Origin of the sequence: Pseudonocardia sp. MH-G8, from assembly GCF_002262885.1 — a bacterium.
Taxonomy (GTDB): Bacteria; Actinomycetota; Actinomycetes; order Mycobacteriales; family Pseudonocardiaceae; genus Pseudonocardia.
Genome location: NZ_NKYF01000001.1, coordinates 359,067 through 382,235, shown reverse-complemented (window position 1 = coordinate 382,235; position 23,169 = coordinate 359,067). Strand labels below are relative to the sequence as shown.

Here is a 23,169-nt window from a genome sequence, read left to right as displayed (position 1 = left end):
AGGAACCGATGAACGACTGGCAGACCATCAGCGACCGCGTCGAGATCGAGGCACTGCGCGGCGAGTTCACCGACGCCGGGATGATGCGCGACTGGGACCGGCTCGCGGCACTGTTCACGCCGGACGGCGTGTGGCGGATCCCGGCGGCCGGCGTGGAGCACCTCGGCCGGACGGACATCCGCGCCGGGGTCGAGCGGATGCGGGGCTTCTGGGAGTACTTCGTGCAGACCGTGCACCCCGGCACGATCCAGCTCGCGGGAGATGCCGCGACCGGCCGGGCCTACGTGGCGGAGTTCGGCCGGTTGCGCGACGGCAGCTCACACCTGAACTACGCGCTCTACCACGACCGCTACCGGCGAACTGCCGACGGCTGGCGGTTCGCCGAGCGCAGCTACGAGATCCGCTACTACGACGCCACGCCGCTGACGGGCGCGGCACCCGATGCGGCGGGCCTCCTCGACATCCCGACCCCAGCGTCCGACCAGCCGGCCTGATCGCCTACCGGTGCCGCTGCATCGCCCGCTCGTGGAACTCTCTCCGGACCCCTTCGATGCCGGTGGCCGTGCGGGTGGGGTGCACGCGGTTGGTCAGCAGCACCATCGTGGCGCCCGCGTCCGGGTCGATCCACAGGCTGGTGCCGGTGAAGCCCGTGTGGCCGTAGGAGCGGGGGCCCGGGCCGGTGCCGACCGGGGAGCCGACCTCGTCGCGGCCCTGCCAGCCCAGGCCGCGGCGCAGGTCGAGCCCGTCGGTGTGCGGGGCGGTCATCAGCGCGTGCGTCTCCGGGCGCAGCAGGCCGCCGGTCAGCAGCGCCCGGGCGAGCCGTTCCAGGTCGGCGAGCGGGGCGAACAGGCCCGCGTGCCCGGCGGGCGCGCCGAGCACCACGGCGTTCTCGTCGTGCACCTGGCCGGTGACCAGGCGCCCGCGCCACGCGCACTCCTCCGTGGAGACGGCGCGCTCGGCGTCGGGGGTGAAGGTCGTCTCCCGCATCCCCGCGGGGTCGGTGACCAGCTCGCGGACGAGCGCGTCGAGCGGCTTCGCGGTGACGGCCTCGGCGACCAGGCCGAGCAGGATGAAGCCCTGCGAGGAGTACTCCACCCGCGTGCCCGGCGCCGCCGGCAGGGGAGTGTCGCGGATCGCCGCCAGCAGGTCCTCTCGCGTGTGGTGCGTGCGCCACAGCGGCGTCGCGCCGGGCAGCCCGGACGTGTGGGTCAGCAGCTGCGCCACCGTGAGGCCGGTCTTGTCGGGGCGGGCGGCGTAGCCGGGCAGCAGTGCGCCGAGGGTGTCGGTCAGCGCCAGCGTGCCCCGCTCGACCAGCGCCATCACCACGAGCCCGACGATCGGCTTGGTGACCGAGGCGAGGTCCCACAGGCTGTCCTCGCTTACGGCTGCCCCGCCCCACCGGCGGTTGCCGGTGAACCCGCGGGTGATCGGCCCGCTCGCGTCCCCGACCGACCAGGCCGCGCCGGAGAAGACCCGTTCGGCCACGCCCCGCTCGACGACGCCCGCGATCGCGTCACCCATGCTCGCCCACCACCCGCAGCCGGCCGCTGCCCAGCGCCGCGGACAGCCGGGCCGCGGCGTCGCGCACGAGCGGCCCGAGCACGTCGGCGCTGTCGCGGCTGAGCACGAACGTCAGCCCGCTGACGGCGACGGCGCCGGCCACCGCGCCCGTGCCGTCGACGACGGGAGCGGCGATGCTGCGCACGTCGGGTGCGTACTCCTCGTCCTCGACGACGTAGCCGTGCGCGTCGACGGCGGCCACCGCGGCGCGGACGGCGGCGGGGTCGGTGAGCGTGTGCGGGGTGCGGGCGGCCAGCGGCCCGGCGCCGAGCAGGGCGGCGGCCTCGCGGTCGGGGAGGCCGGCCAGGATCGCGCGACCGGCCGCGGTGCAGTGCAGCGGCACCTCGTCGCCCGCCCGCACGGCCAGGCGGTACCCCGACGCCGGCTCGACGACGTCCAGCTGCACGGCCACGCCGCGCGAGCGCAGGGCGTAGTGCACGGTGTGGCCGGTGCGGCGCTGCAGGTCGGCGAGCACCGGGCGGACGAACCGGCCCTCCCTGCTGCTGGCGAGCGCCGCGGCGGCCATCCCGAGCAGGTGCGGGCCGACCTGGTAGGAGCCGCCGCCTGCAGTGCTGGCGAAGCCGCTGTCGACGAGGGTGCGCAGCATCCGGTGCGCGCTCGGCTTGGGCACCTGCGCCGCTGCGGCCAGCTCTGCCAGGCGGTGCGGCCCGTCCGGGCGGGCGAGGGCGGTGAGCAGGGCCAGCGCCTTGTCCAGTGCCCCCCGCGCCTCGGCCGGCCGGTCGTCGGGTGCCCCGCCGGGTTCGTTGACAGCCGTTGCCATGGCGCCTACCTTACCGCCCAACGTTCCGTGAGACGGAATGCTGGTAAGAAAAATTGGAATGGAGTGGTGCCCGTGACCGCACGGCTGTCCCGGCGCTCCGCCCTGCGACTCGCGGGGCTCGCCGTCCCCGCGGTCGCCGCGCTCAGCGCGTGCGGCACGAGCGAGGCCCCGATCGGACGGGCGCTGCGGCTGACGCAACCCAACGACACCAAGACGCTCGACCCGCACAAGCAGGGCGACATGATGTCGATGAACGTCCTGATCAACCTGTTCGACACGCTCACGACCCGCGGCCCGGACAACGAGCTCGCGCCGCGGCTCGCGCTGTCCTGGTCCAACCCGACACCGCTGACCTGGCGCTTCCAGCTGCGCCCCGGCGTCACGTTCCACAACGGCGAGCCCTGCGACGCGGCCGCGGTGGCTTTCAGCATCCAGCGGCTGCTCGACCCGGCCACGAAGTCCCCGATCGTCGAACTGCGCTACGTCACCGGTGCGACCGTGCTCGACCCGCTCACCGTCGAGGTGCAGACCGACCAGCCCGACCCGATCCTGCCGGCGAAGCTGTCGCTGTTCGGCGGCGTCGTGCTCCCGCCGCGCTACCTCGCCGAGGTCGGCGACGAGGGGTTCGCCCGCGCACCGGTCGGCACCGGCCCGTTCACGTTCGTCGACTGGCGGCGCGACCACGAGCTGCGGATGCGCGCGAACACCGCGCACTGGAACGGGCCTCCGGGCGTCGACGAGCTGGTGTTCCGCCCGATGGCCAACCCCGCGTCAGCGCTGGCGGCCCTGCAGAGCGACGAGGTGGACCTGGTCACCGGCCTCACGCCCGACGCCGCGCTGCAGCTGCGGGGCTACCCGGGCGTCACGATCGACCGCTTCCCGGGCATCCGCACCTCCTACCTGTCGCTGGACACCGAGGACGGCCCGCTGCGCGACCCGCGGGTGCGCCAGGCGCTCAACCACGCCGTGGACGTGCCGCTGCTGATCGACGCCGTGCTCGACGGCAACGCCCGCGAGGTGCCCACGATGATCCCGCGCGAGTCCTTCGGCTTCGACCCGTCGGTCGCGCCGTTCACCCGCGACACCGCGCTCGCCGCGCGGCTGCTCGCCGACGCGGGCTACCCGGACGGGTTCGACACGGTGCTCACCGCGTCCAGCACGGACGCGGGCGTGGCCGAGGCGATCTCGGGCCTGCTGGCCCGGGTGGGGGTGCGCGCCCGCGTCGACGCGATCGACTCCGGCACCTACTCCAGCCGCCTCACCTCGGAGAACCGCCGCGCGCTCGGACCGATGTACCTGGCCGCGAGCACCGGCTGGACGCTCGACGGGCAGAGCAACGTCCAGTCGAACGTGCGCCGGGACCGCCGCCAGAGCCGCTGGACCTCCGACGAGGCGGACCGGCTCATCGACCGCGAGGAGCTCTCGGTGGACCCCCAGGAACGGCTGCGCGCCTTCGGGCAGCTGCAGCGACTGTTGAAGCAGGAGGCGCCGTTCGTGTTCCTCTACCAGATCGACACCATCACCGCGCGGGGCGAACGACCACGCTGGCGCCCGCCGATCCACGGCTCGTTGCAGATGGCCAGCGCGGAGGTGATGGCATGACCCAGCCCGTCGTGGAGGTGCCGCGTGTGCCGGCGCCGGGTGCCGGGATCGCGCGCACGCTGCTGACCCGGCTGCTCGGCGCGATCGGCGTGCTCGTGGCCGCGGCCACGGTGGCGTTCCTGCTGGTGCGGCTGTCCGGCGACCCGGTGGCGCTGCTGCTCCCGCCGGACGCCACCGCCGAGCAGGAGGCCACGCTGCGCGCGAGCCTCGGCCTGGACCGGCCGCTGCTGGTCCAGTACCTGGACTACCTGTGGGGCCTGCCGCGCCTGGACTTCGGCACGTCCCTGTTCTACGACCGCCCGGTCGCCGACGTGCTGCTGGAGCGCATCCCGGCCACGCTGCAGCTCGCGGCGGCCGCCGCCGTGATCGCGGTGGTGATCGCGGTGCCCGCCGGGATCTACGCGGCGCTTCGCCGGGGCCGCGCGGGCGACACCGGCGTGATGGCGGCGGTGCTGGTCGGGCAGTCCACGCCCGCGTTCTGGACCGGGATCCTGCTGGTGCTCGTGTTCGCCGTGCAGTGGCAGGTGCTGCCCGCCTCCGGCTACGGCTCGCTCGAGCACCTGGTGCTGCCCGCCGTCACGCTCGCGATCTACTCGGTCGCGGTGATCGCGCGGCTGCTGCGCTCGTCGTTGATCGAGGTGCTCGGCTCCGACCACATCCGCACGGCGCGGGCGAAGGGACTGAGCACGCCGACGATCGTCGTCTCGCACGCCCTGCGCCACGCCGCCCTGCCGGTGATCACCGTGGTCGGCCTGGAGGTCGGCAGCCTGCTCGGCGGCGCGATCCTCACCGAGCAGGTGTTCTCCTGGCCGGGTATCGGGCGCCTGACCGTCGAGGCGATCGGCAACCGCGACTTCCCGCTGGTGCAGGCGGCGATCCTGTTCTTCGCCGCCACCTTCGTCGTGGTCAACCTGATCGTCGACGCCTCGTACGCGATCCTCGACCCGAGAGTGCGGGTGTCCCACCGATGACCGCTGCCGCCACCACCGCCGCGCCGGCCGCCGCCCGCGCGCCGCGTGCACGGGCCGTCCTGCGCAACAAGCTCGCGGTGCTCGCGATCGCCGTGCTCGCCGCGGTGCTCGTGGCCGCCGTGTTCGCCCCCGTCATCGCGCCGTACGACCCGGCGGCGCAGGACCTGCTGGTCCGGCTGCGGCCGCCGGCGTGGCTGGCCGGGGGCGATGCGGCGCACCTGCTGGGCACCGACCAGCTCGGCCGCGACGTGCTCAGCAGGATGATCCACGGGGCGCGGGTGTCGCTGCTGGTCGGCGTCTCGGCCGCGCTGCTCGCCGGCGTGATCGGGGCGCTCGTCGGGCTCGTGAGCGGCTACGTCGGCGGCTGGCCCGACCGGCTGCTCATGCGCCTGGCCGACCTGCAGCTGGCGTTCCCGTCGATCCTGCTGGCGCTCGCGATCGTCGGTTTCCTCGGCTCCGGGCTCTGGTACGTGATCATCGTGCTCGGGTTCACCGGCTGGGTGTCCTACGCGCGGGTCGTGCGGTCGGAGGTGCTGTCGCTGCGCTCGCGCGACTTCGTCACCGAGGCCCGCGCGATCGGCGTGCCGGACCTGGTGATCATGCGCCGGCACCTGCTGCCCAACGTGCTCGCGCCGCTGGCCACGATCGGCACCCTGCACGTGGCCGCCGCGATCGTCGCCGAGGCCTCGCTGAGCTACCTCGGCCTCGGGGTCCCGAAGTCGGTGGTGACCTGGGGCGGGATGCTCAGCGACGGCCAGCTCTACCTCGGGACCTCGTGGTGGATCGCGGTGTTCCCGGGCCTCGCCCTCATGTTCACCGCGCTCGCCGTCAACCTCGCGGGCGACGTCCTGCGCGACGTCGCCGACCCGAAGGCGTACCGGTCATGACCCTGCTGGAGATCCAGGACCTGTCCGTCGAGTTCCGGCTGGCCACGGGCACGGTGCCCGCCGTGCGCGGCGTCGACCTGCACGTCGACGAGGGGGAGATCCTCGCCGTCGTCGGCGAGTCGGGCAGCGGCAAGAGCGCCACGGCGCTGTCGGTGCTGCGGCTGAACCCGGAGCCGCCCTGCGTCTACACCGGCGGGTCGGTCCGGCTCGACGGGCGCGACGTGCTGGAGATGAGCGAGCGGGAGCTGCGCGACGTCCGCGGGAACGACGTGGCGATGATCTTCCAGGACCCGATGACGAGCCTCGACCCGCTGCAGCGCATCGGCACGCAGGTGGCCGAGGTGCTGCGCCGCCACCGCGGGGCCTCGCGCGCCGAGGCCAGGGCCGCGGTCGTTCCCGCCCTCTCGGAGGCCGGGATCCCCGAGCCGGAACGCCGCGCCGACCAGTACCCGCACGAGCTGTCCGGCGGTCTGCGGCAGCGGGCGATGATCGCGATGGCGCTGGTGGGCAGGCCACGGGTGCTGGTCGCCGACGAGCCGACCACCGCGCTCGACGTCACGGTGCAGGCGCAGATCCTCGACCTGCTCGTCGGGCTGTGCGAGCGCCGGGGCACCGCCGTCGTCCTGATCACCCACGACCTCGCCGTGGTGGCCGAGGTGGCCGACCGCGTGGTCGTGATGCACGAGGGCCGGGTGGTCGAGTCCGGTGGGGTCCTGGACGTGTTCGACGCGCCGGCGCAGGACTACACGCGCGGGCTGCTGCGCGCGACCCCCCGATTGGAGCTGCGATGACCCCCCTGGTGGAGCTCGACGGCGTCCGCAAGGAGTACCGCGGCCGCCGCGGCGACCCGGGCGTGGTCGCGGTCGACGACGTGAGCCTGGGCGTGCGGGCCGGGGAGACCACGGCGATCGTGGGGGAGTCCGGTTCGGGCAAGTCCACGCTCGTGCGGCTGCTGCTGAAGCTGGAGCCGCCCACCGCGGGCACGGTGCGCTTCCGCGGCCAGGACCTCGCAGCGCTGTCGAGGGCCGGGCTGCGCGCGGTGCGCCGCGAGATGCAGGTCGTGCTGCAGGACCCCTACTCGAGCATGAACCCGCGGATGCGGGTCACCGACATCGTCGCCGAGCCGATCGTCACCCACGAGCCGGGCACCGGCGCGCGGCGGGCCCGGCAGGCGCTGCGCGAGCGGGTGGCCGACCTGCTCGACTCCGTGGGCCTGCCGGGGGAGGTGCAGGACCGCTACCCGCACGAGTTCTCCGGCGGGCAGCGGCAGCGGATCTCGATCGCCCGGGCGCTCGCGCTGCGCCCGAGCCTCGTGGTGCTCGACGAGCCCACGAGCGCCCTGGACGTGTCGGTGCAGGCGCAGATCCTGGACCTGCTCGCCGACCTGCAGACCCGGCTCGGGCTGACCTACGTGTTCGTCTCGCACAACCTCGCGGTGGTGCAGCAGGTGGCGAACCGGGTGGCCGTGCTGCACCGCGGGCGGGTCGTGGAGGAGGGCAGCACCGATGCGGTGCTGCGCACGCCGCGGGAGGCGTACACACAGGCCCTGCTGGCCGCCGTGCCCGACCCCGACCCGCACCGCGCCCGGCGCCGGAGGGCAGCCTGATCGCCCTACCGCGCGGACAGCACCAGCCCGGCGCCGCCGAGCAGCGCGATGTCGTCGACGACCGTGGAGCTCACCAGCACGACGGGCGGCTCGGCCGTTGGCGACCACGCCGACGCCCCACGCAGGCGCCGCTCGACCCGCTCGCGGAAGCCCTCGCCACCGTCGCGCGCCTCGCCGTGCAGCACGAACAGGCCCGGCGCGAACAGCTGCTGGATGTTCAGCAGCCCCAGCGCGAGGTTCTCTGCGTACTCGTCGACCACGGCGGCGGCCTGCGGGTCGGCGCTCGCGACGAGCCCGGCGAGCGTGGCCGGGAGCCCGGTGCCGGCCACCCGCTCGCGCAGCCAGCGCGTGGTGGCCACGGTCTTCCAACAGCCGCGCGCGCCGCACGTGCACACGCGGTCGGGCCCGGCCACCGTCATGTGCGCGCCGCTGCGCCCGCCGGGCGGGGCGAGCAGCTCACCGCCCAGCAGGATCCCGACGCCGAGCACCTCGCCGGTGGAGACCGACGCGAAGTCGCTGCGGCCGCGGCCCGGCCCGAACCAGCGGTCCCCGAGCACCTGCAGGCGGGCGCGGTGCTCCACGTGCACGGGCACGCCGTACCGCGCCAGCCGCTCCCGCACGGGATAGCCGTGCAGGGCGGGTGCGTCGTTGACCTCGAGGATCACGCCGGCGTCCGCGTCGACCAGTCCCGCGGCCGCCACGCCGATGCCCAGCGGCCGCTCGGCGCCGAAGCAGGGCGCGCACGCCGCCAGCAGCGCGGCGTCGACCCCTGCCGGTTCCGCGGGCGCGAACGCAGCCTCCCCACGCCGCAGCACCGCGCCGGACAGCTCCATCAGCGACGCCCGCACCAGGCCGGGCAGCAGCTCGACCGCCCCGAGCGTGCGCGCCGGGGGAGCGGCGGCCGGCTCGGGCACCAGGCGCAGCGCTGCGCGGTGGGGGCTGCTCATGCCCACGACCTTAAACACGTCGACCTCACGCACCTCGAGCACAGGAAGGTGGAGACAGCCGTGTTACGACTCGACCGGCAGCCGTGGCGGGAGGTCCGCGCCGCAGGGGAGCGCGGGGCGATCGCGGTGCTCCCCGTCGGCTCCCAGGAGCAGCACTCCGCGCACCTGCCGATGGGCACGGACACGATGCTCGCCGAGGCCGTCGTGGACGCGGCGATCGCGCGGCTCGGCGACGGCGGTCCGGAGCTCGTGCGGCTGCCTGCCCTGCCGTTCGGGCACAGCCCGCACCACCTGTTCGCCGCCGCCGTGTCGCTCTCCCCGGCCACGCTGCAGGCCGTGCTCGCTGACGTCCTCGACTCGCTCGCGCGCAGCGGGTTCCGCCGGGTGCTGCTCGTCAACGGCCACGGCGGCAACGACGAGATCGTCAGGCTCGCGGTGAAGCGCTGCGCGCTGGAACGCGACGTCGCGCTCGGTGCCTGCTCCTACTGGGCGCTGGGCGAGGGCGGGCCGCCCGGCCACGCCGGTGCGTTCGAGACGTCGCTGATGCTCGCTGCCCACCCCGACCTGGTGGCCACGCCCGCGCCGTGGCAGGCGCCGGACGAGCCGCCGCTGTTCCACCGCCCGCCCGCGCCGGGTCTGGTCGTGGAGCGGCACGGCGAGTGGGCGCGGGTGGGCGGCACGACCGACGACCCGGGGGCCGCCGACGCCACGACGGGCGCCGCGCTGCTCGACGCCCGCGCGGAGGCGCTCGCGGGTGCGATCCGCGCGTTCCACGCCGCCACCGCCACCAGCCACGGAGGGGGAAACCCGTGAAGATCACCGATGTCGACGTGCAGGTCGTCAACCTGCCGCTGACGAACCCGTTCACCAGCTCGTTCGAGACGAAGACCGGAGAGACCCGCACGATCGTCTCGATCCGCACCGACTCCGGCGTCACCGGCTGGGGCGAGACGATGTGGGGCCGTCCGGTGGCCGAGCTGGTGCGCCGGCTCGCCGCGGACCTGGTCGGCACCAGCCCGTTCGCGCTCGAGGCCTTCCACCGCCGCCAGCACATGGTGCCGTTCTTCCACGGCTACCTCGGCTACGCCGCGATCGCGGCGCTGGACGTCGCCTGCTGGGACGTGATCGGCAAGGCGACCGGGCAGTCCCTCACCGACCTGCTCGGCGGACCCGTGCGCACCGAAGTGCCGATCACCGCGCTGGTCACGCGCGCCGACGCCCCCGGCGCGTCCGCGGCCGAGCTCCCGGCCCGCCTCGCCGAGCACACCGCGCGCGTGGTGGCCGAGGGTGGCTTCACCGCCGTGAAGCTCAAGGGCACCCGCGACGTGTACGGCGACGTGCGGATCCTGCGCGCGCTGCGGGAGGCGCTGCCCGAGGTGGCGCTGCGGGTGGACCCGAACGCCGCGTGGTCGGTGCCGGACTCGGTGCGCGCCGGCATCCAGCTCGAGGAGCTGGACCTGGAGTACCTCGAGGACCCGTGCGTGGGAATCGAGGGCATGAGCCAGGTGCGCGCGAAGGTCCGCATCCCCCTCTGCACGAACATGTGCCTGGTGCGCTTCGAGGACTTCGCGCCGGCGGTCCGCCTCGGCGCCGTCGACGTCGTTCACGGCGACGTCTACAAGTGGGGCGGGATCGCGGCGACGAAGGCGCTCGCCGCCCACTGCGAGACGTTCGGCCTGGGCATGAACCTGCACTCCGGCGGCGAGCTGGGCATCGCCACGGCGGCGCACCTGGCCGTGGTGGCGAGCACGCCGGTCCTGTCACGGGCCATCGACAGCATGTACTACCTGCACGCCGACGACGTGATCGAGCCGCTCGAACTGCGCGGCGGCAGCCTGGGCGTGCCCACCGGGCCCGGGCTCGGCGTCGTCGTCGACGAGGACAAGGTGGCCCACTACGCGGCCGTCAACGCGCGGGAGGGTGACCTGACCGGCTAACGGGCCTCATGATCCGAGGTATCGGTTGTCCATCGCTGTCGCGACAACCATGTGCACCCGATACTTCGGATCTTGCTCCGGTGATCACGACACGTCGGTGCTCAGGGTGAGGTGCTCCCAGCTGGCGAAGTCCCGCTGCAGCGCGTCGAGCTTGCCGCGGGCGATCCGGAGCGCGGCCGCGCCGAGGAGCAGCCGCAGCGGGGGCTCCCCCGCCTCGAGCGCGGCCACGACGGCCTCGGCGGCGCGGGCCGGGTCGCCGGGCTGCTTGCCGTACGTGGCCAGCGTCGCGTCGCGGCGCTTGCCGGCGGTCTCGGCGTAGTCGTCGATGCGGACCGTGGACTGTCGCATCGACGGCCCGGACCAGTTCGTGCGGAAGGCGCCCGGCTCCACGATCATCACCCCGATGCCCAGCGGCGCGACCTCCGCCGCCAGGGACTCGGACAGCCCTTCCACCGCGAACTTGGTGGCGTGGTAATAGCCGGTGGCCCCGAACGCGGCGAGCCCGCCGAGAGAGGAGACGTTGACGATGTGGCCGGCGCGGCGGGTGCGCATGCCCGGGAGCACGGCCTTGGTCACCGCGACGACGCCGAAGACGTTCGCCTCGAACAGCGCCCGCACCGCGGCGTCCTCACCCTCTTCGATGGCGGCCAGGTAGCCGTACCCGGCGTTGTTGACCAGCACGTCGATCCGACCGAAGGTCTGTTCGGCCTGATCGACCGCGGCGGTGACCTGCTCGGGATCCGTCACGTCCAGCGCCACGGCCAGTGCTCGATCGCCGTGGGCGTCGACGATGTCGGCGACCGTCCGCGGGTCGCGGGCAGTGACCACCGCACGCCATCCGCGCTCGAGGACATGGGTGGCCAGAGCGCGGCCGAGCCCGGTGGAGCATCCGGTGATGAACCAGGTGGGGGAGGCGGGAAGTGTCATGCGCCCAGGTTCCGGGCGGCTTGCGCGGGCAGCCAGTCGTCCCGCCTTCCTGGGACGGCCGGTACCAGGCAGCCATGCCGGTGAGCGGTGCAGACTGGCGGGCATGGCGATCTCGGAGTTCGGGCGGTCCGTGCGCCGCTGGCGGGACCGGGTGCCGCCCGAGGCCGCGGGGCTGCCGGCCGGCGGGCACCGGCGTGCGGCCGGGCTGCGCCGTGAGGAGCTGGCCCTGCTGGCCGGGATCTCCGTCGACTACATCACCCGCCTCGAACAGGGCCGTGCGTCCCATCCGTCGAGCCAGGTCATCGAAGCGCTGGCCCGGGCCCTGCGGTTGGCACCGGCAGAACGTGCCCACCTGTTCCACCTGGCCGGGCTGAGCCCGCCGGGCCCGGAGACCGTGCCCGCCTACATCACCCCGAGCGTCCAGCACCTGCTCGACCGGATGCCCGCGACACCGGTCGCCGTCTTCGACGCGGCCTGGACGTTGCTGGTGGCCAACCCGCCGTATACGGCGTTGATGGGCGATCCGGGCGGATCGCGCGGCCTCGAGCGCAACGCGGTGTGGCGCAACCTGGTCGGTGAGGGCACGCGGGTCCGGCAGACACCGGAGTCCCGACGTGACCTCGAAGCCACGCTGGTCGCCGACCTCCGCGCCGCTGCCGGCCGCTATCCCGCCGACCGAGGGGTGCGGCGGCTGGTCGCCGAACTGCGCGCGCACAGCGACCGGTTCGCCGAGCTGTGGGACTCCGGCGCCGTCGGCCACCACGAGACGGCGCGCAAGACCGTCGATCACCCGCACGTCGGGCCGGTGACGCTGGACTGCGACATGCTCACGGTCGCCGGCAGCGACCTGCGCATCATGATCTACACGACGGTGCCCGGCACCGAGGACGCCGAACGCCTCGCGCTGATCACCGTGCTCGGCACCCAGGCGCTCACCGGCTGAACGACGGAACTCGAGGCGAGCAGGCACGCCTGGACGTCGATGACCACGGTGTCGCCGTCCTCGATCACGCGATGACGCCGCCGCCCGCCCCATGATCACCAGCTCGGTGCACGGCCGGCCGGATATGGCCGTCCCTGCACCCGTCCGCCGATCAACGGGAGCGGTCGGCGGGCGGCTCACCAGCGGTAGTCGAGGAACTTCCCGTCGAAGGTGACAACCACGCGGTCGCCGTCGGGGTCGGGCCGGCGGGCGACGTCGACCCGGAAGTTGATGGCGCTCATGATCCCGTCGCCGAACTCCTCGTGGATGAGCTCCTTGAGCGCGGGACCGTAGACCGACAGCGCCTCGGTGAACCGGTAGATCGTGGGGTCGCTCATCAGGGCCGGGTCGGTCCCGCGGGAGGGCTGCTGCTGGAGGCCCTCGGCCACCGCCTCCTCCAGCCCGAGCAGCGTGCACGCCCGTTCGGCCTGCTCGCGCGTCAGCGGGTGCTGGCCGAGCAGGGCCGCGGTCGCCCACACAGGTGGTGCGCCCAGCTCGTCGGCGATCGCCGACCAGGACAGGTCACGCCGTCGCCGGGCGGCGGCGACGAGCTCGGCGGCATCGGACTTGCTCATGATCGGTTCGATCGTCGGCTCCTCGGATCGGTGGTGCGCACCAGGCTCGCGCCTCCTCGTGGCGATCGTGTTGCGGACACGGAACACGGTCCTGGCAGGTGGCGGTCGTCCACCGTGAGGCGGCCGTGACCGGATGACCTTCCTGCCGTTACGCCGTGGAAACGCGCGCTTCCCAGACTCGGCCGGACGCACGTGCCCGGCCCAGCTGAGGAGCCCGCAGATGTCCTACGTGAACCCGGCGGAGTTCGTCGGGAAGATGATCGACGCCGGTGAGGCGAAGGTCTTCATGTCGACCCGCGACACCGTGATCCGCGCGTTCATGGCCGGCGCCATCCTCGCGCTGGCCGCCGCGTTCGCCGTCACGATCACGGTGCAGACGGGCAACGCCCTCGTCGGGGCGCTGCTGTTCCCGGTCGGATTCTGCATGCTGTACCTGCTCGGCTTCGACCTGCTGACCGGCGTCTTCACGCTCGTCCCGCTGGCCTGGATCGACAAGCGCCCCGGTGTCACCCTGCGCGCGGTCCTGCGCAACTGGGGCCTGGTCTTCGTGGGCAACTTCGCCGGCGCGCTCACCGTCGCACTGATGATGGCGGTGATCCTCACCTTCGGCTTCACCATGGCGCCGAACGAGGTGGGCGCGCAGCTCGGCACGATCGGCACCTCGCGCACCGTGGGGTACGCCGACCACGGCGCCGCCGGCATGCTGACCTTGTTCCTCCGCGGCGTGCTGTGCAACTGGATGGTCTCGACCGGCGTGGTGGCCGCGATGATGTCGACGTCCGTGTCCGGCAAGGTGATCGGGATGTGGATGCCCGTCCTGGTCTTCTTCTACATGGGCTTCGAGCACTCGATCGTCAACATGTTCCTGTTCCCGTCCGGACTGATGCTCGGCGGCGACTTCTCGGTCGGCGACTACCTGGTGTGGAACGAGATCCCCACGGTGGTCGGCAACCTCGTCGGCGGTCTCGCGTTCGTCGGGCTCACCCTGTACGCCACGCACGCCCGCACCGGCGCGAACCGCCGGCGCCCGGTCCCGGTGGACGCGGGCGTGCCGGCGGAGTCGCGCCAGGCGGCGTGACGGGTCAGCGTGCGGCGGCCGCGTGCGGCACGGCCGGCGCGGCGGCGTCGATCTCCTCCAGCTCCAGGTGCCGCCGGTCGGGGGCGAAGGCGATGGCCACCATCGCGATCAGCGTGGTGCCGATGGCGTAGAGGATCACCATCCACAGGCTGCCGCCCGCCCAGAGCACCATCGCCGCAGCAAGTGCGGGGGTGAAGCTCGCCAGCAGGATCGAGGCCATCTGGTAGCCGACCGAGATGCCCGAGTAGCGCACCGCCGTCGGGAACATCTCGCAGTACAGCGCCGGCAGCGGGGCGTAGACCATCGCGTGGCCCAGCGCCATGAACAGGCTCACCCCGAGCACCACGCCCACCAGTTGCCCGGTGCCGACGAGCGCGAACACCGGCCACGCCGTGAGCACGATCAGCGCACCGCCGATGAGGAACGTCCGCGGTCGGCCGATGCGGTCCGAGAGCGCGCCGAACAGCGGGATCGTCGCGATGTTGATCGCGGCCCCCACCATCGACGCGATCAACCCGTAGGACTGCGGAGCGCCGAGGTTCGTCGTCACGTAGGACAGCACGAACGTGGTGAACAGGTAGTAGTTGCCGGCCTCGGCGAAGCGGCCGAAGATCGTGATGAGCAGCGCCTTTCGGTGGTCGCGCAGCAGGACGGCGGCGGGGGCCTTGCGCTGCTCGAGCTCCGCGTCCATCTTCGCCTTCTCGGCCAGGAACGCGGGGCTCTCGGTGGCGCGCAGCCGGATGAACAGCCCGACGAGCGCGAGCGGGATGCTCATCAGGAACGGCAGCCGCCACCCCCACTCGCCGAACGCGTCGCCGGAGATCGCCGACGCGAGGGTCACGGCGGCCGTGCCGAGCAGCAGCCCGGCCGACACGCCGATCTGCGGCCACGAGCCGAAGTACCCGCGTCGCTCACGCGGCGCGTTCTCGACCGCCACGATCGCCGCGCCGCCCCACTCCCCGCCGACGGCGAAGCCCTGGGCCAGCCGCAGGAGGCACAGCAGCAGCGGCGCGGCCACACCGATCTGGGCGTGCGTCGGCAGGAACCCGATCGCCGCCGTGGCCACCGTCATGATCGAGAACGTGAGGATCAGCGTGGACTTGCGGCCGATCCGGTCACCGAGGTGGCCGGCGACGAACGCACCGACCGGCCGGGCGAGGAAGCCCACGCCGAACGAGGCGAGCGACACGATCTGCGCGATGCCCGGTGGCAGCTCGGGGAAGAACAGGTGGCCGAACACCAGCGCGGCCGCCGTGCCGTAGACCGTGTACTCGTACCACTCGACGATCGCGCCGATCGTTCCGGACTGCAGGGAGCGACGCCGGAGGACCTCCGGGTCGTGGGGCACAACGCGCATGGGCTGATCTCCGTCGATCGCGGGGCGAGGGGGGCTCAGGCCTGGACCCGCTGGTAGTGATCGGTCCAGGGCAGCTGCGCCCCGGCGTACTTGGCGGCGCGCACGTCCCCGGAGCGGGCGTGGCCCTCGAACAGCTCCACCCGGGCCGCGCGCCCGCAGAGCACGCCGAGCTCCGCGGAGGCGTCCTGGTCGCGGACCTCCTGGTAGGTGACGGTACGCAGGTACATCCCGACCCAGAGGCCGCCGGTGTAGCGGGCGGCGCCGCGCGTGGGCAGCACGTGGTTGGTGCCGATGACCTTGTCGCCGTAGGAGACGCAGGTGCCCTCGCCCAGGAACAGCGCGCCGTAGGCGTGCATCTGCTCCAGCGCCTCGCGCGGGTCCTCGGTGAGGATCTGGACGTGCTCGGACGCGAACCCGTCCGCCACGCGGTAGGCCTCGGCGAGGTCGTCGACCACGATCACCTGGCCGTGGTCGCGCCAGGCCGGGCCGGCGATGTCGCCGGTCGGCATCCCCGGGAGGATCTGCGCGATGTGCCCGAGCACCGCGTTCCCGAGGTCCTCGCTGGTGGTGACGAGGACGGCCGGGCTGTCCGGGCCGTGCTCGGCCTGCGAGAGCAGGTCGACCGCCACGACGAACGGGTCGGCGGTGTGGTCGGCGACGACCAGGACCTCGGTCGGCCCGGCGAACAGGTCGATGCCGACCTCGCCGAACAGCTGCCGCTTGGCCTCGGCCACGTAGGCGTTGCCGGGGCCGGCGAGCATGTCGACCGGGGCGAGCGTCTCGGTGCCGATGCTCATGGCCGCGATCGCCTGGACGCCGCCGAGCACGTAGATCTCGTCGGCACCGGCCAGGTGCATGGCCGCGATCGTCGCGGCGGGGATCTCGCCGCGGATCGGCGGGGTGCAGGCCACCACGCGCGGCACGCCCGCGACCTTCGCCGTCACGATCGTCATGTGGGCGCTCGCGGTGAGCGGGTAGCGCCCGCCCGGCACGTACGCGCCGACCGCCTGCACCGGCACGTGCTTCTGACCGAGGAACACGCCCGGCTGCGTCTCGACCTCGATCTCCGACATCGACGCCTTCTGCGCCTCGGCGAAGCGGCGGACGTTGGCCTGGACGGTCCTGATGTCCTCGACGACCTGCGGGTCGAGGGAGGTGACCAGCTCGGCGATCTGCGCGTCGGAGAGCCGGAAGCTCTCCGGCTCCCAGTGGTCGAAGCGGGCGGACAGCGCGCGGACCGCCGCGTCGCCGCGCTCGCGCACGTCGGCGAGGAGGCCGCGGACCGTCGTCGCGACGGTCTCGTCGGCGGCGAAGCCGGTCGCGGAGGTCGTGGCGGACTTGAGGCTGCGGGACATTCCGGCTCCGTTGCTCGCACTGTTGGATACGTATCCATTGGATACGTATCCAAGGTAGGCGCGCGCGATCGCCGGGGTCAAGGGATCCGGTCAGGCGGGCGGGGCCGTCGTGCCGCGCGTCACGAACCCGACGGGCAGCACCTCGCGCTGCAGCGGGGCGTCGGCGGCCGCGAGCCGGTCGAGGAGCAGTTGCGCTCCGACCTGCGCGATCCGCACGAGCGGCTGCCGCACGGTGGTGAGCGCGATCCGCTCCCAGCCCGACATCGGCACGTCGTCGCAGCCCACGACGCTCAGCGCGCCGGGCACGTCGATCCCGCACGCCGACGCGGCGTTCAGGACGGCGTAGGCCATCACGTCGTTCTGGCAGAACAGCGCGGTGGGCCGGTCGGGCCCGGCGAGCAGCGCCCGCGCGGCCGCGTAGCTCACGTCGTAGTCGAAGCCACCCTCGACCTGCACCACCGGCAGGGCCGGGTCGAACTCCCGCACCCGCGCCCGGAAACCGTCCCCGCGCTGGACCGCGGTGCTCGCCCCGGCAACACCCGCGACCATCGCCAGCCGCCGGTGGCCCAGCCCCAGCAGGTGCTCGGCCGCGAGGCGACCGGCCTCGACGTTGTCGGCCTCCACCTGGTCGGCGGGGAAGCCGTCGATCGTCCGGTGGCACAGCACCACGGGGATGCCGTGCTCGGTGAGCCGGCCGGGCAGGGGATCGCTGGCCACGGCGGCCGTGAAGATCGCACCCTCGACGCCCTCCCGGCGCAGCATCGCCACGCCCTCCTCGGGCGCGACGACGTCGGTCACCAGGAACAACCGCAGCCCGCGCTCGTAGAGAACCTGCTCCATCGCCTTGACCATGACCGGGTAGAAGGGGTTGGTCAGGTCGCGGATCACGACCCCGACCACACCGGTTCGCGAGCCCACGAGGCTGCGCGCGGCCTGGCTGGGCTGGAAGTCGTACTTCTCCAGCACGGCGAGCACCCGCTCGCGCGTCTGCGGGGAGACGCTCCCGCCGTTCAGCACGCGGGACACGGTGGACTGCGCGACCCGGGCCTCCCGGGCGATCTGGGTGCTCGTGACCGAGGGTCGGCGTGCCATCGGCCCTCCGGAGGTGACGGGAACGCCGTGATCCTAGACGGCCTCCACCGACGTTCACCGGGTCGTGCGTCGGCCGGCGAGGCGGTGTCCGGCGGTGTGCGCCGGACCACATGGGGCCCACCGGGTCGGCCGGAGGAGGTAGGCAGATCGCATGTGGGCACAGCAGCTGACCGGTCCCGCGACGTTGCAACCGGTGGAGGTGCCTGCGCCCGCCGCGGCCGACCTGCGCCCCGGTGAGGTCCTCGTCGCCCTGGAGCACGGCGGCATCTGCGGCAGCGACCTTCCCCATTACCGCGCGGGCGGGCGTCCGGGCGTCGTGGCCCCACCCGGCTTCCCGCTGCACGAGATCGTCGGCCGGGTACGGGCGTCGCGGGATCCGGGCACCGCCCCGGGGGAGCGGGTGGTCGGCTGGGCGTCGGCGGCGGACGGGCTGGCGGAGCTGGTCGTCACCGCCGGGTCCGGGTTGCACCCCGTCGGCGGCGACGGCAGCGGACCCCGCACCGTGGTGGCGCAGCCGCTGGCCTGCGTGCTCTACGCGGTCGACCAGCTGGGTGACCTGCGGGGCAGGCACGCCGCGGTGCTGGGTCTCGGCGCGATCGGGCTGCTGTTCGCCTGGGCCCTGCGCGAGCGCGGTGCGGCCACCGTCGTGGGCGTCGACCCCGTGGACCGCACTGCCCAGGCCGCCGCCTTCGGCCTGGACGAGGTGGTCGTGGCGGGCAGCCGGCAGTGGGCGCAGGCCCTCGAGGCCCGGCCGGACGTGATCGTGGAGGCCGTCGGGCACCAGACCTCGACGGTGGCCGACGCCGTGCACGCCGTCGCCGACCGCGGCACCGTCTACTGCTTCGGCATCCCGGTGCGGGAGTCCTACCCGATCGACCTCACGGCCGTCGTGCGCCGCAACCTGCACATCATCGGCGGCCTGACCCTCGACCGCCGCGCGGTGCTGGGCCGGGCGCTGGAGCACCTCGAGCGCGCTCCGCAGGTGGCAGCAGAGCTGCTCACCGACGTCCGACCGGCCACCGACGCGACGGTGGCGTACACGGCGGCGTGCACCCCGGCGGAGGGCCGCCTGAAGGCGGTGCTGGAGTTCGACCCGGCCTGAGCGCGCCACTCCACACACCCAGCGTCCACTTCACACGAGGCGGGCCTTCGGTGAAGTGGACACCAGGTGTGTGGAGTGCGGCTCACCAGTCGTGGAGGGTGCCGTCGCGTAGGCGGTTCACCGGGAGGTAGGCCGGTTCGTACTCGAACTTCTCCGCCGCCTTCTTGTCCAGCTCCACGCCGATGCCGGGGGTCTCGCCGGGGTGCAGGTAGCCGTCCTCGAACGTGTAGGAGCGGCGGAACACCTCGTAGGTCTCGGCGCTGTGCGGCATGAACTCCTGGATGCCGAAGTTGTGGATCGCCAGGTCCAGGTGCAGGCCCGCGGCCATGCCGACGGGGGAGATGTCGGTGGGGCCGTGGATGCCGGTCTTCACCTGGTACAGCCCGGCGTAGTCGAACAGCTTGCGCATCGCGGTGACGCCGCCCGTGTGCGTCACGGCCGAGCGGACGTAGTCGATGAGCTGCTCGCGGATCAGCGTCTGGTAGTCGAAGGCCGTGTTGAAGACCTCGCCGATGGCCAGCGGGGTGGTGGTGTGCTCGCGGACCAGGCGCAGCGCCTCCTGGTTCTCCGCGGGCGTGCAGTCCTCGAGCCAGAACAGGTCGTAGGGCTCCAGCGCCTTGCCCAGCTTCGCGGCCTGGATCGGGGTGAGCCGGTGGTGGCAGTCGTGCAGCAGCGGCAGCTCGGGCCCGAACTCGTTGCGGACGGCCTCGAACACCGTCGGTAGGTGGCGCAGGTAGGCGCGGGTGTCCCAGGTCTCCTCGTTCGGCAGCGGATGCCGGCCGGCGGGCTCGTAGTCCTTCCCACGGGCCGAGATCCCGTAGATCGTCTCCAGGCCGGGGACGCCGGACTGCACCCGGATCGAGCGGAAGCCCTCCGCCTGCCGGGCCCGCACGGAGTCGAGCAGCTCGGGCAGGTCGCGCCCGCTCGCGTGCCCGTAGGCCCGGATCCCGGTCCGGCTCGCCCCGCCCAACAGCTGGTAGAGGGGCATCCCCGCGGCCTTGGCCTTGATGTCCCACAGCGCGACGTCGACGGCGGCGATCGCGGCCATCGTCACCGGCCCACGCCGCCAGTACGCGCCGCGGTAGAGGTACTGCCAGGTGTCCTCGATCTTGTGCGCGTCGCGCCCGATCAGCAGCGGCACGACGTGGTCGCGCAGGTAGCTGGCGGCGGCGAGCTCGCGGCCGTTGAGCGTGGCGTCGCCGTAGCCGACGAGCCCGTCGTCGGTGGTGATCTCCAGGGTGACGAAGTTGCGACCCGGGCTGGTGACGATGACGTCGGCGCCGGCGATCCGCATGGGGGTCCCTTCCTATCCCTTGGTGGCACCGGCCGTGAGGCCGGCGACGAGGTAGCGCTGCCCGAAGACGGCGGCGAGCACGACGGGGAGGCTCATCAGCGTGGACGCGGCCATCAGCCCGCCCCAGTCGACGCTGGCGTAGGAGATGAAGTTGAACAGCGCCACCGGCAGCGTCTTGGTCGTCTCGTCGGAGAGGATCAGCGCGAAGATGAAGTTGTTCCAGCTGAACACCGTGGCCAGGACGCACGCGGTGGCCGTGCCGGCCGTCGCGAGCGGCAGCGAGATCCGCAGGAACGCCCCGAACGCCGAGAGCCCGTCCACCCGCCCGGCTTCCTCCAGCTCCACCGGCAGGCCCTCGAAGAAGCCGATCATGATCCAGGTGATCAGCGGTACCGAGACGAACATGTGGCTCGCCACCAGCACGGTGTAGCCGCCGACCAGCTCCAGCTGCGCGAACACGTAGTACCAGGGCACCAGCAGCGAGATCGCCGGGATGATGCGGGCGATCAGCACCCAGCCGCCCGCGCGGTGCATCCCGAACCGCCCGATCGCCCACGCCGCGGGAACCGCGACCAGCGCCGAGAGCACGGTCGACACCACGGCCACGATGGCCGAGTTGAGCATCGCGGGCAGGAACACGCCCTGCTCGAAGACGGTGCGGAAGTTCTGCAGCGTGGGCGAGAAGACGATCGCGTCGGCGGTGTTGCCGATCTGCACGTTGGTCTTGAACGCGGCCAGCACCATCCAGACCAGCGGCAGCGCGAACACCAGGCTCACGAGCACGACCGCGGCGAGCCGCAGGCGCTCCACCCGGCGCTTGCGCGGGTCGGCGGCGCGCGGCACGGGCGTGGCCGTCGCGGGCTCGGACAGGGTGGCGGTCATGATCCGGCCTTCTCGGAGGAGCGGACGCGCAGGGCGACGACGATCCCGATGATCAGGATCGTGAACACGACGAGCACGGCCGCGGCGAGGCCGTACTCCTGGTAGTCGAAGGTGAGGCCGTAGGCGTAGACGTTGAGGGTCTCGGCCTCGAAGCTGGAGCCCCCGCCCGCGCCCTTGGTGGCGTAGATCAGGTCGAAGGTCTTCAGCGCGTCGACGCTGCGCAGCACGAGCGCCGTGACGATCGTGGTGCCGAGCATCGGCAGCGTGACGAGGCGGAACCGCTGCCAGGCGCTGGCGCCGTCCACCAGCGCCGCCTCCTCCGGCTCCTCGGGCAACGTGGTGAGCCCGGCGAGCAGCAGCAGCGTCATCATCGGCGTCCACTGCCAGACGTCGATGAGCACCAGCGTGGGCAGGGACTGGGTGACCGATCCGAGGAACGGCTGCGGCGGGATCCCGACGAGCCCGAGGATCGCGTTGGCGATGCCGACGGTCGGGTCGAGGATGAGCAGCCACAGCACGCCGACCGCCACCGGCGTGGCGAGCAGCGGGATCATCAGGATCGTGCGCACCCAGCGCATCCCGCGGAACGGGCGGCGCAGCAGCATCGCCAGCGCCAGCCCGAGCACCAGTTCGAGCACGACGGCGGCCACCGTGAACACGGCCGTGCGCAAGACGGCGGGCCAGAACCGGCGGGTGTCGCCGAGGGCGTCGGCGTAGTTCGTGAGGCCGAGGAAGCTCGTGTCGGCGTTGACGGCGCCGAACGCGTCGGTGGTGCTCAGCCACACCGTGTACGCGAGCGGGAAGACGATCATCAGGCCGATGAACAGCACGGCCGGACTGATCATCGTCCACTTCAGCCGGCGGTTCTCCTGTTCGAGGGTGAGCGCCACTAGATCCTCTCCTTAGATCCGGCGCTGCCGGGCGTCGCGGACCAGGAACTCGTCGAACTCCTCCGACGCGTCGCGGGCCGCGGCCTCGACGTCCTCGCCGACGATGGCGGCCACCATCGGGCGCCCGACGATGTCGCGGGCGCGCCCGACCTGCACGACGTCGGGCCGGTCGCGGGGCACGCCGGTGGCGCTGCCGGCCACCATCGACGCGGCGAGGTCGGGCGGGAACGCCGCGCCCGCGTCCGGGTCCTGCCAGGCCGAGTCCCGCGCGCCGGGCACGCCCGCCCGCTGCAGCGCGAGCACGGTGTCCGGGCTCGTGGCCCAGCGCAGGAACTCCCACGCGGCGTCGCGCCGCTCGGAGAACGCGTTGACCGCGAGTCCCCACGACGCGATGTTGAACGGGCGCGAGCCCGCCGGACCGGCGGGGAAGGGGGCGAACCCGGTGCGGTCACCCACCAGGGAGGTGTCCGGGTCGACGAAGTTGAGGTAGACGGAGTCGGCGTCGATCGCGAACGCGGCCCGGCCCTGGGCGAAGATCGGCGTGATCTGCTCGAGGCTCATGTTCGAGACGCCGAGCGGGCCGGCCTCGCGCAGCAGGCCGCCGTAGTAGGAGTAGGCCGCGATCGCCTCCGGCGCCGCGATGCCCGAGCGCCCGTCGGCGACGAAGTCGCCGCCGAACGAGTACAGGTAGCTGGAGAACATGGTCACGGCGAAGTTGCGCTGCCCGCGCCCGGCGAAGCCGGTCATCCCGCCCGCGGGGTCGTGCAGCCGCATCGCCGTGTCGTGGAGCTCCTCGAGCGTGGCGGGCGGACCGTCGGGCACGAGGTCGCGCCGGTAGTAGAGCGTGGGCCGCTCGGTGACGATCGGGACGCCGAACACCCGGCCCTCGGTGGTCACCCGCTCCCGGGCGCCCTCCTGCACATCGGACCAGTCGTAGCCGGCGTCGCCGGACACGAGGTCGGTGAGGTCGGCCAGCCAGCCGTTGCGGGCGAACAGCAGCTGCTCCTGCAGCGGCCGGTACATCATCACGTCGACGTCGGGCGCGCTCGCGTTCAGCTTGACGTTGTAGGTGGACGACAGCTGGTCGGCCGTCATCGTCGAGACGACCACGCGACGCCCGCTGAGCTGCTCGAACTCCGGAATCCGCTCCCGGATCGCGCTGGTCCACACGTGGTTGCACAGCACCAGCCGCAGGTCCCCGTCGGGCCCGTCGCCCGCGCTGCCGCAGCCGGCGAGGCCCGCGCCGGCCAGCGCCCCGAGCCCTGCGACGCGCAGGAATTCCCGTCGCTGAATCACGTGCCCCCCGAGTACGAACATCAGACGTCCGGACCCTACGTCAGCCCT

The 23,169-nt window shown here is 73.1% G+C and carries 23 protein-coding genes; 11 read left to right on the top strand and 12 right to left on the bottom strand.

Features of this window, described 5'->3' with window-relative positions:
* Positions 1–8 precede the first annotated feature (8 nt).
* Entirely contained in the window at positions 9–494 is a 486-nt protein-coding gene (locus CFP66_RS01730; RefSeq protein ID WP_094919971.1) for a nuclear transport factor 2 family protein, read from the top strand.
* A gap of 4 nt (positions 495–498) precedes the next feature.
* Here CFP66_RS01730 and CFP66_RS01725 read toward each other — a convergent pair whose 3' ends face one another.
* A complete protein-coding gene (locus CFP66_RS01725; RefSeq protein ID WP_094919970.1) occupies positions 499–1,521 on the bottom strand; it encodes a serine hydrolase in 1,023 nt (340 codons plus the stop codon).
* On the bottom strand, positions 1,514–2,341 hold the full coding sequence (locus tag CFP66_RS01720; protein WP_094919969.1) for an IclR family transcriptional regulator: 828 nt from the start codon (positions 2,339–2,341) through the stop codon (positions 1,514–1,516). The genes CFP66_RS01725 and CFP66_RS01720 overlap by 8 nt, the downstream gene beginning before the upstream one ends.
* 72 nt (positions 2,342–2,413) lie before the next feature.
* Between CFP66_RS01720 and CFP66_RS01715 the strand changes: the two genes are divergently transcribed.
* Genes CFP66_RS01715 through CFP66_RS01695 form a run of 5 tightly spaced genes read left to right on the top strand, consistent with a single transcriptional unit; the run spans position 2,414 to position 7,407 of the window.
* Positions 2,414–3,943 (top strand): ABC transporter substrate-binding protein, encoded by a 1,530-nt coding sequence (locus tag CFP66_RS01715; RefSeq protein ID WP_094919968.1) that lies wholly within the window; start codon positions 2,414–2,416, stop codon positions 3,941–3,943.
* Entirely contained in the window at positions 3,940–4,914 is a 975-nt protein-coding gene (locus CFP66_RS01710) for an ABC transporter permease (protein WP_094919967.1), read from the top strand. The genes CFP66_RS01715 and CFP66_RS01710 overlap by 4 nt, the downstream gene beginning before the upstream one ends.
* Positions 4,911–5,801, top strand: a complete 891-nt coding sequence (locus CFP66_RS01705) for an ABC transporter permease (protein ID WP_094919966.1) — start codon at positions 4,911–4,913, stop codon at positions 5,799–5,801. Before CFP66_RS01710 ends, CFP66_RS01705 begins: the two co-directional genes overlap by 4 nt.
* On the top strand, positions 5,798–6,592 hold the full coding sequence (locus tag CFP66_RS01700; protein WP_094919965.1) for an ABC transporter ATP-binding protein: 795 nt from the start codon (positions 5,798–5,800) through the stop codon (positions 6,590–6,592). The genes CFP66_RS01705 and CFP66_RS01700 overlap by 4 nt, the downstream gene beginning before the upstream one ends.
* A complete protein-coding gene (locus tag CFP66_RS01695; protein ID WP_094919964.1) occupies positions 6,589–7,407 on the top strand; it encodes an ATP-binding cassette domain-containing protein in 819 nt (272 codons plus the stop codon). The genes CFP66_RS01700 and CFP66_RS01695 overlap by 4 nt, the downstream gene beginning before the upstream one ends.
* Before the next feature lie 5 nt (positions 7,408–7,412).
* Here CFP66_RS01695 and CFP66_RS01690 read toward each other — a convergent pair whose 3' ends face one another.
* Positions 7,413–8,354: an ROK family protein gene (locus tag CFP66_RS01690; protein WP_094921370.1), complete on the bottom strand. Its 942-nt coding sequence runs from the start codon at positions 8,352–8,354 to the stop codon at positions 7,413–7,415.
* Between the two features lie 60 nt (positions 8,355–8,414).
* Between CFP66_RS01690 and CFP66_RS01685 the strand changes: the two genes are divergently transcribed.
* Together CFP66_RS01685 and CFP66_RS01680 are read left to right on the top strand one after the other, a co-directional pair.
* Positions 8,415–9,167, top strand: coding sequence for a creatininase family protein (locus CFP66_RS01685; protein ID WP_094919963.1), 753 nt, complete (start codon positions 8,415–8,417; stop codon positions 9,165–9,167).
* On the top strand, positions 9,164–10,291 hold the full coding sequence (locus CFP66_RS01680) for a mandelate racemase/muconate lactonizing enzyme family protein (RefSeq protein WP_094919962.1): 1,128 nt from the start codon (positions 9,164–9,166) through the stop codon (positions 10,289–10,291). The genes CFP66_RS01685 and CFP66_RS01680 overlap by 4 nt, the downstream gene beginning before the upstream one ends.
* 84 nt (positions 10,292–10,375) lie before the next feature.
* On the opposite strand, the gene CFP66_RS01675 is transcribed toward CFP66_RS01680, so the two are convergent.
* Positions 10,376–11,218, bottom strand: coding sequence for an oxidoreductase (locus tag CFP66_RS01675; protein ID WP_094919961.1), 843 nt, complete (start codon positions 11,216–11,218; stop codon positions 10,376–10,378).
* Between the two features lie 103 nt (positions 11,219–11,321).
* Here CFP66_RS01675 and CFP66_RS01670 point away from each other — a divergent pair, with 103 nt between their 5' ends.
* Complete coding sequence (locus tag CFP66_RS01670) at positions 11,322–12,161, top strand: helix-turn-helix transcriptional regulator (protein ID WP_094919960.1); 840 nt, start codon at positions 11,322–11,324, stop codon at positions 12,159–12,161.
* Positions 12,162–12,337: 176 nt separating this feature from the next.
* Here CFP66_RS01670 and cynS read toward each other — a convergent pair whose 3' ends face one another.
* Positions 12,338–12,775: a cyanase gene (gene cynS, locus CFP66_RS01665; RefSeq protein WP_233159069.1), complete on the bottom strand. Its 438-nt coding sequence runs from the start codon at positions 12,773–12,775 to the stop codon at positions 12,338–12,340.
* A 220-nt stretch (positions 12,776–12,995) separates the two neighbouring features.
* On the opposite strand from cynS, the gene CFP66_RS01660 reads away from it, so the two are divergent.
* Entirely contained in the window at positions 12,996–13,853 is an 858-nt protein-coding gene (locus CFP66_RS01660; protein WP_094919959.1) for a formate/nitrite transporter family protein, read from the top strand.
* A 4-nt stretch (positions 13,854–13,857) separates the two neighbouring features.
* Here the strand turns inward: CFP66_RS01660 and CFP66_RS01655 are convergent, their stop codons facing one another.
* The 3 genes from CFP66_RS01655 to CFP66_RS01645 form a co-directional block, all read right to left on the bottom strand.
* Entirely contained in the window at positions 13,858–15,210 is a 1,353-nt protein-coding gene (locus CFP66_RS01655; RefSeq protein WP_094919958.1) for an MFS transporter, read from the bottom strand.
* Positions 15,211–15,245: 35 nt separating this feature from the next.
* Positions 15,246–16,565, bottom strand: a complete 1,320-nt coding sequence (gene hisD, locus CFP66_RS01650) for a histidinol dehydrogenase (protein WP_094919957.1) — start codon at positions 16,563–16,565, stop codon at positions 15,246–15,248.
* 90 nt (positions 16,566–16,655) lie between these two features.
* Positions 16,656–17,657 (bottom strand): LacI family DNA-binding transcriptional regulator, encoded by a 1,002-nt coding sequence (locus CFP66_RS01645; RefSeq protein WP_094919956.1) that lies wholly within the window; start codon positions 17,655–17,657, stop codon positions 16,656–16,658.
* A 151-nt stretch (positions 17,658–17,808) separates the two neighbouring features.
* On the opposite strand from CFP66_RS01645, the gene CFP66_RS01640 reads away from it, so the two are divergent.
* Positions 17,809–18,759 (top strand): zinc-binding dehydrogenase, encoded by a 951-nt coding sequence (locus CFP66_RS01640; protein WP_094919955.1) that lies wholly within the window; start codon positions 17,809–17,811, stop codon positions 18,757–18,759.
* 82 nt (positions 18,760–18,841) lie between these two features.
* Here CFP66_RS01640 and manD read toward each other — a convergent pair whose 3' ends face one another.
* The 4 genes from manD to CFP66_RS01620 are packed head-to-tail and all read right to left on the bottom strand — an operon-like array spanning position 18,842 to position 23,121.
* Entirely contained in the window at positions 18,842–20,053 is a 1,212-nt protein-coding gene (manD, locus tag CFP66_RS01635) for a D-mannonate dehydratase ManD (protein WP_094919954.1), read from the bottom strand.
* A gap of 12 nt (positions 20,054–20,065) precedes the next feature.
* Positions 20,066–20,935, bottom strand: a complete 870-nt coding sequence (locus CFP66_RS01630; protein WP_094919953.1) for a carbohydrate ABC transporter permease — start codon at positions 20,933–20,935, stop codon at positions 20,066–20,068.
* The gene (locus CFP66_RS01625; protein WP_233159067.1) at positions 20,932–21,825 is read right to left on the bottom strand and encodes a carbohydrate ABC transporter permease; all 894 of its coding nucleotides are present in this window, start codon (positions 21,823–21,825) and stop codon (positions 20,932–20,934) included. Before CFP66_RS01625 ends, CFP66_RS01630 begins: the two co-directional genes overlap by 4 nt.
* Before the next feature lie 12 nt (positions 21,826–21,837).
* Positions 21,838–23,121 (bottom strand): sugar ABC transporter substrate-binding protein, encoded by a 1,284-nt coding sequence (locus tag CFP66_RS01620; protein WP_198961199.1) that lies wholly within the window; start codon positions 23,119–23,121, stop codon positions 21,838–21,840.
* Positions 23,122–23,169 lie beyond the last annotated feature (48 nt).

What these genes read in the sequence shown, in the direction of transcription:
- CFP66_RS01640 (WP_094919955.1), top strand. Translation starts at nt 17,809, where the DNA reads ATGTGGGCACAGCAGCTGACCGGTCCCGCGACGTTGCAACCGGTGGAG.
- hisD (WP_094919957.1), bottom strand. Translation starts at nt 16,565, where the DNA reads ATGTCCCGCAGCCTCAAGTCCGCCACGACCTCCGCGACCGGCTTCGCC.
- CFP66_RS01655 (WP_094919958.1), bottom strand. Translation starts at nt 15,210, where the DNA reads ATGCGCGTTGTGCCCCACGACCCGGAGGTCCTCCGGCGTCGCTCCCTG.
- CFP66_RS01670 (WP_094919960.1), top strand. Translation starts at nt 11,322, where the DNA reads ATGGCGATCTCGGAGTTCGGGCGGTCCGTGCGCCGCTGGCGGGACCGG.
- CFP66_RS01725 (WP_094919970.1), bottom strand. Translation starts at nt 1,521, where the DNA reads ATGGGTGACGCGATCGCGGGCGTCGTCGAGCGGGGCGTGGCCGAACGG.
- manD (WP_094919954.1), bottom strand. Translation starts at nt 20,053, where the DNA reads ATGCGGATCGCCGGCGCCGACGTCATCGTCACCAGCCCGGGTCGCAAC.
- CFP66_RS01660 (WP_094919959.1), top strand. Translation starts at nt 12,996, where the DNA reads ATGTCCTACGTGAACCCGGCGGAGTTCGTCGGGAAGATGATCGACGCC.
- CFP66_RS01705 (WP_094919966.1), top strand. Translation starts at nt 4,911, where the DNA reads ATGACCGCTGCCGCCACCACCGCCGCGCCGGCCGCCGCCCGCGCGCCG.
- CFP66_RS01675 (WP_094919961.1), bottom strand. Translation starts at nt 11,218, where the DNA reads ATGACACTTCCCGCCTCCCCCACCTGGTTCATCACCGGATGCTCCACC.
- CFP66_RS01720 (WP_094919969.1), bottom strand. Translation starts at nt 2,341, where the DNA reads ATGGCAACGGCTGTCAACGAACCCGGCGGGGCACCCGACGACCGGCCG.
- CFP66_RS01710 (WP_094919967.1), top strand. Translation starts at nt 3,940, where the DNA reads ATGACCCAGCCCGTCGTGGAGGTGCCGCGTGTGCCGGCGCCGGGTGCC.
- CFP66_RS01645 (WP_094919956.1), bottom strand. Translation starts at nt 17,657, where the DNA reads ATGGCACGCCGACCCTCGGTCACGAGCACCCAGATCGCCCGGGAGGCC.
- cynS (WP_233159069.1), bottom strand. Translation starts at nt 12,775, where the DNA reads ATGAGCAAGTCCGATGCCGCCGAGCTCGTCGCCGCCGCCCGGCGACGG.
- CFP66_RS01700 (WP_094919965.1), top strand. Translation starts at nt 5,798, where the DNA reads ATGACCCTGCTGGAGATCCAGGACCTGTCCGTCGAGTTCCGGCTGGCC.
- CFP66_RS01695 (WP_094919964.1), top strand. Translation starts at nt 6,589, where the DNA reads ATGACCCCCCTGGTGGAGCTCGACGGCGTCCGCAAGGAGTACCGCGGC.
- CFP66_RS01690 (WP_094921370.1), bottom strand. Translation starts at nt 8,354, where the DNA reads ATGAGCAGCCCCCACCGCGCAGCGCTGCGCCTGGTGCCCGAGCCGGCC.
- CFP66_RS01630 (WP_094919953.1), bottom strand. Translation starts at nt 20,935, where the DNA reads ATGACCGCCACCCTGTCCGAGCCCGCGACGGCCACGCCCGTGCCGCGC.
- CFP66_RS01730 (WP_094919971.1), top strand. Translation starts at nt 9, where the DNA reads ATGAACGACTGGCAGACCATCAGCGACCGCGTCGAGATCGAGGCACTG.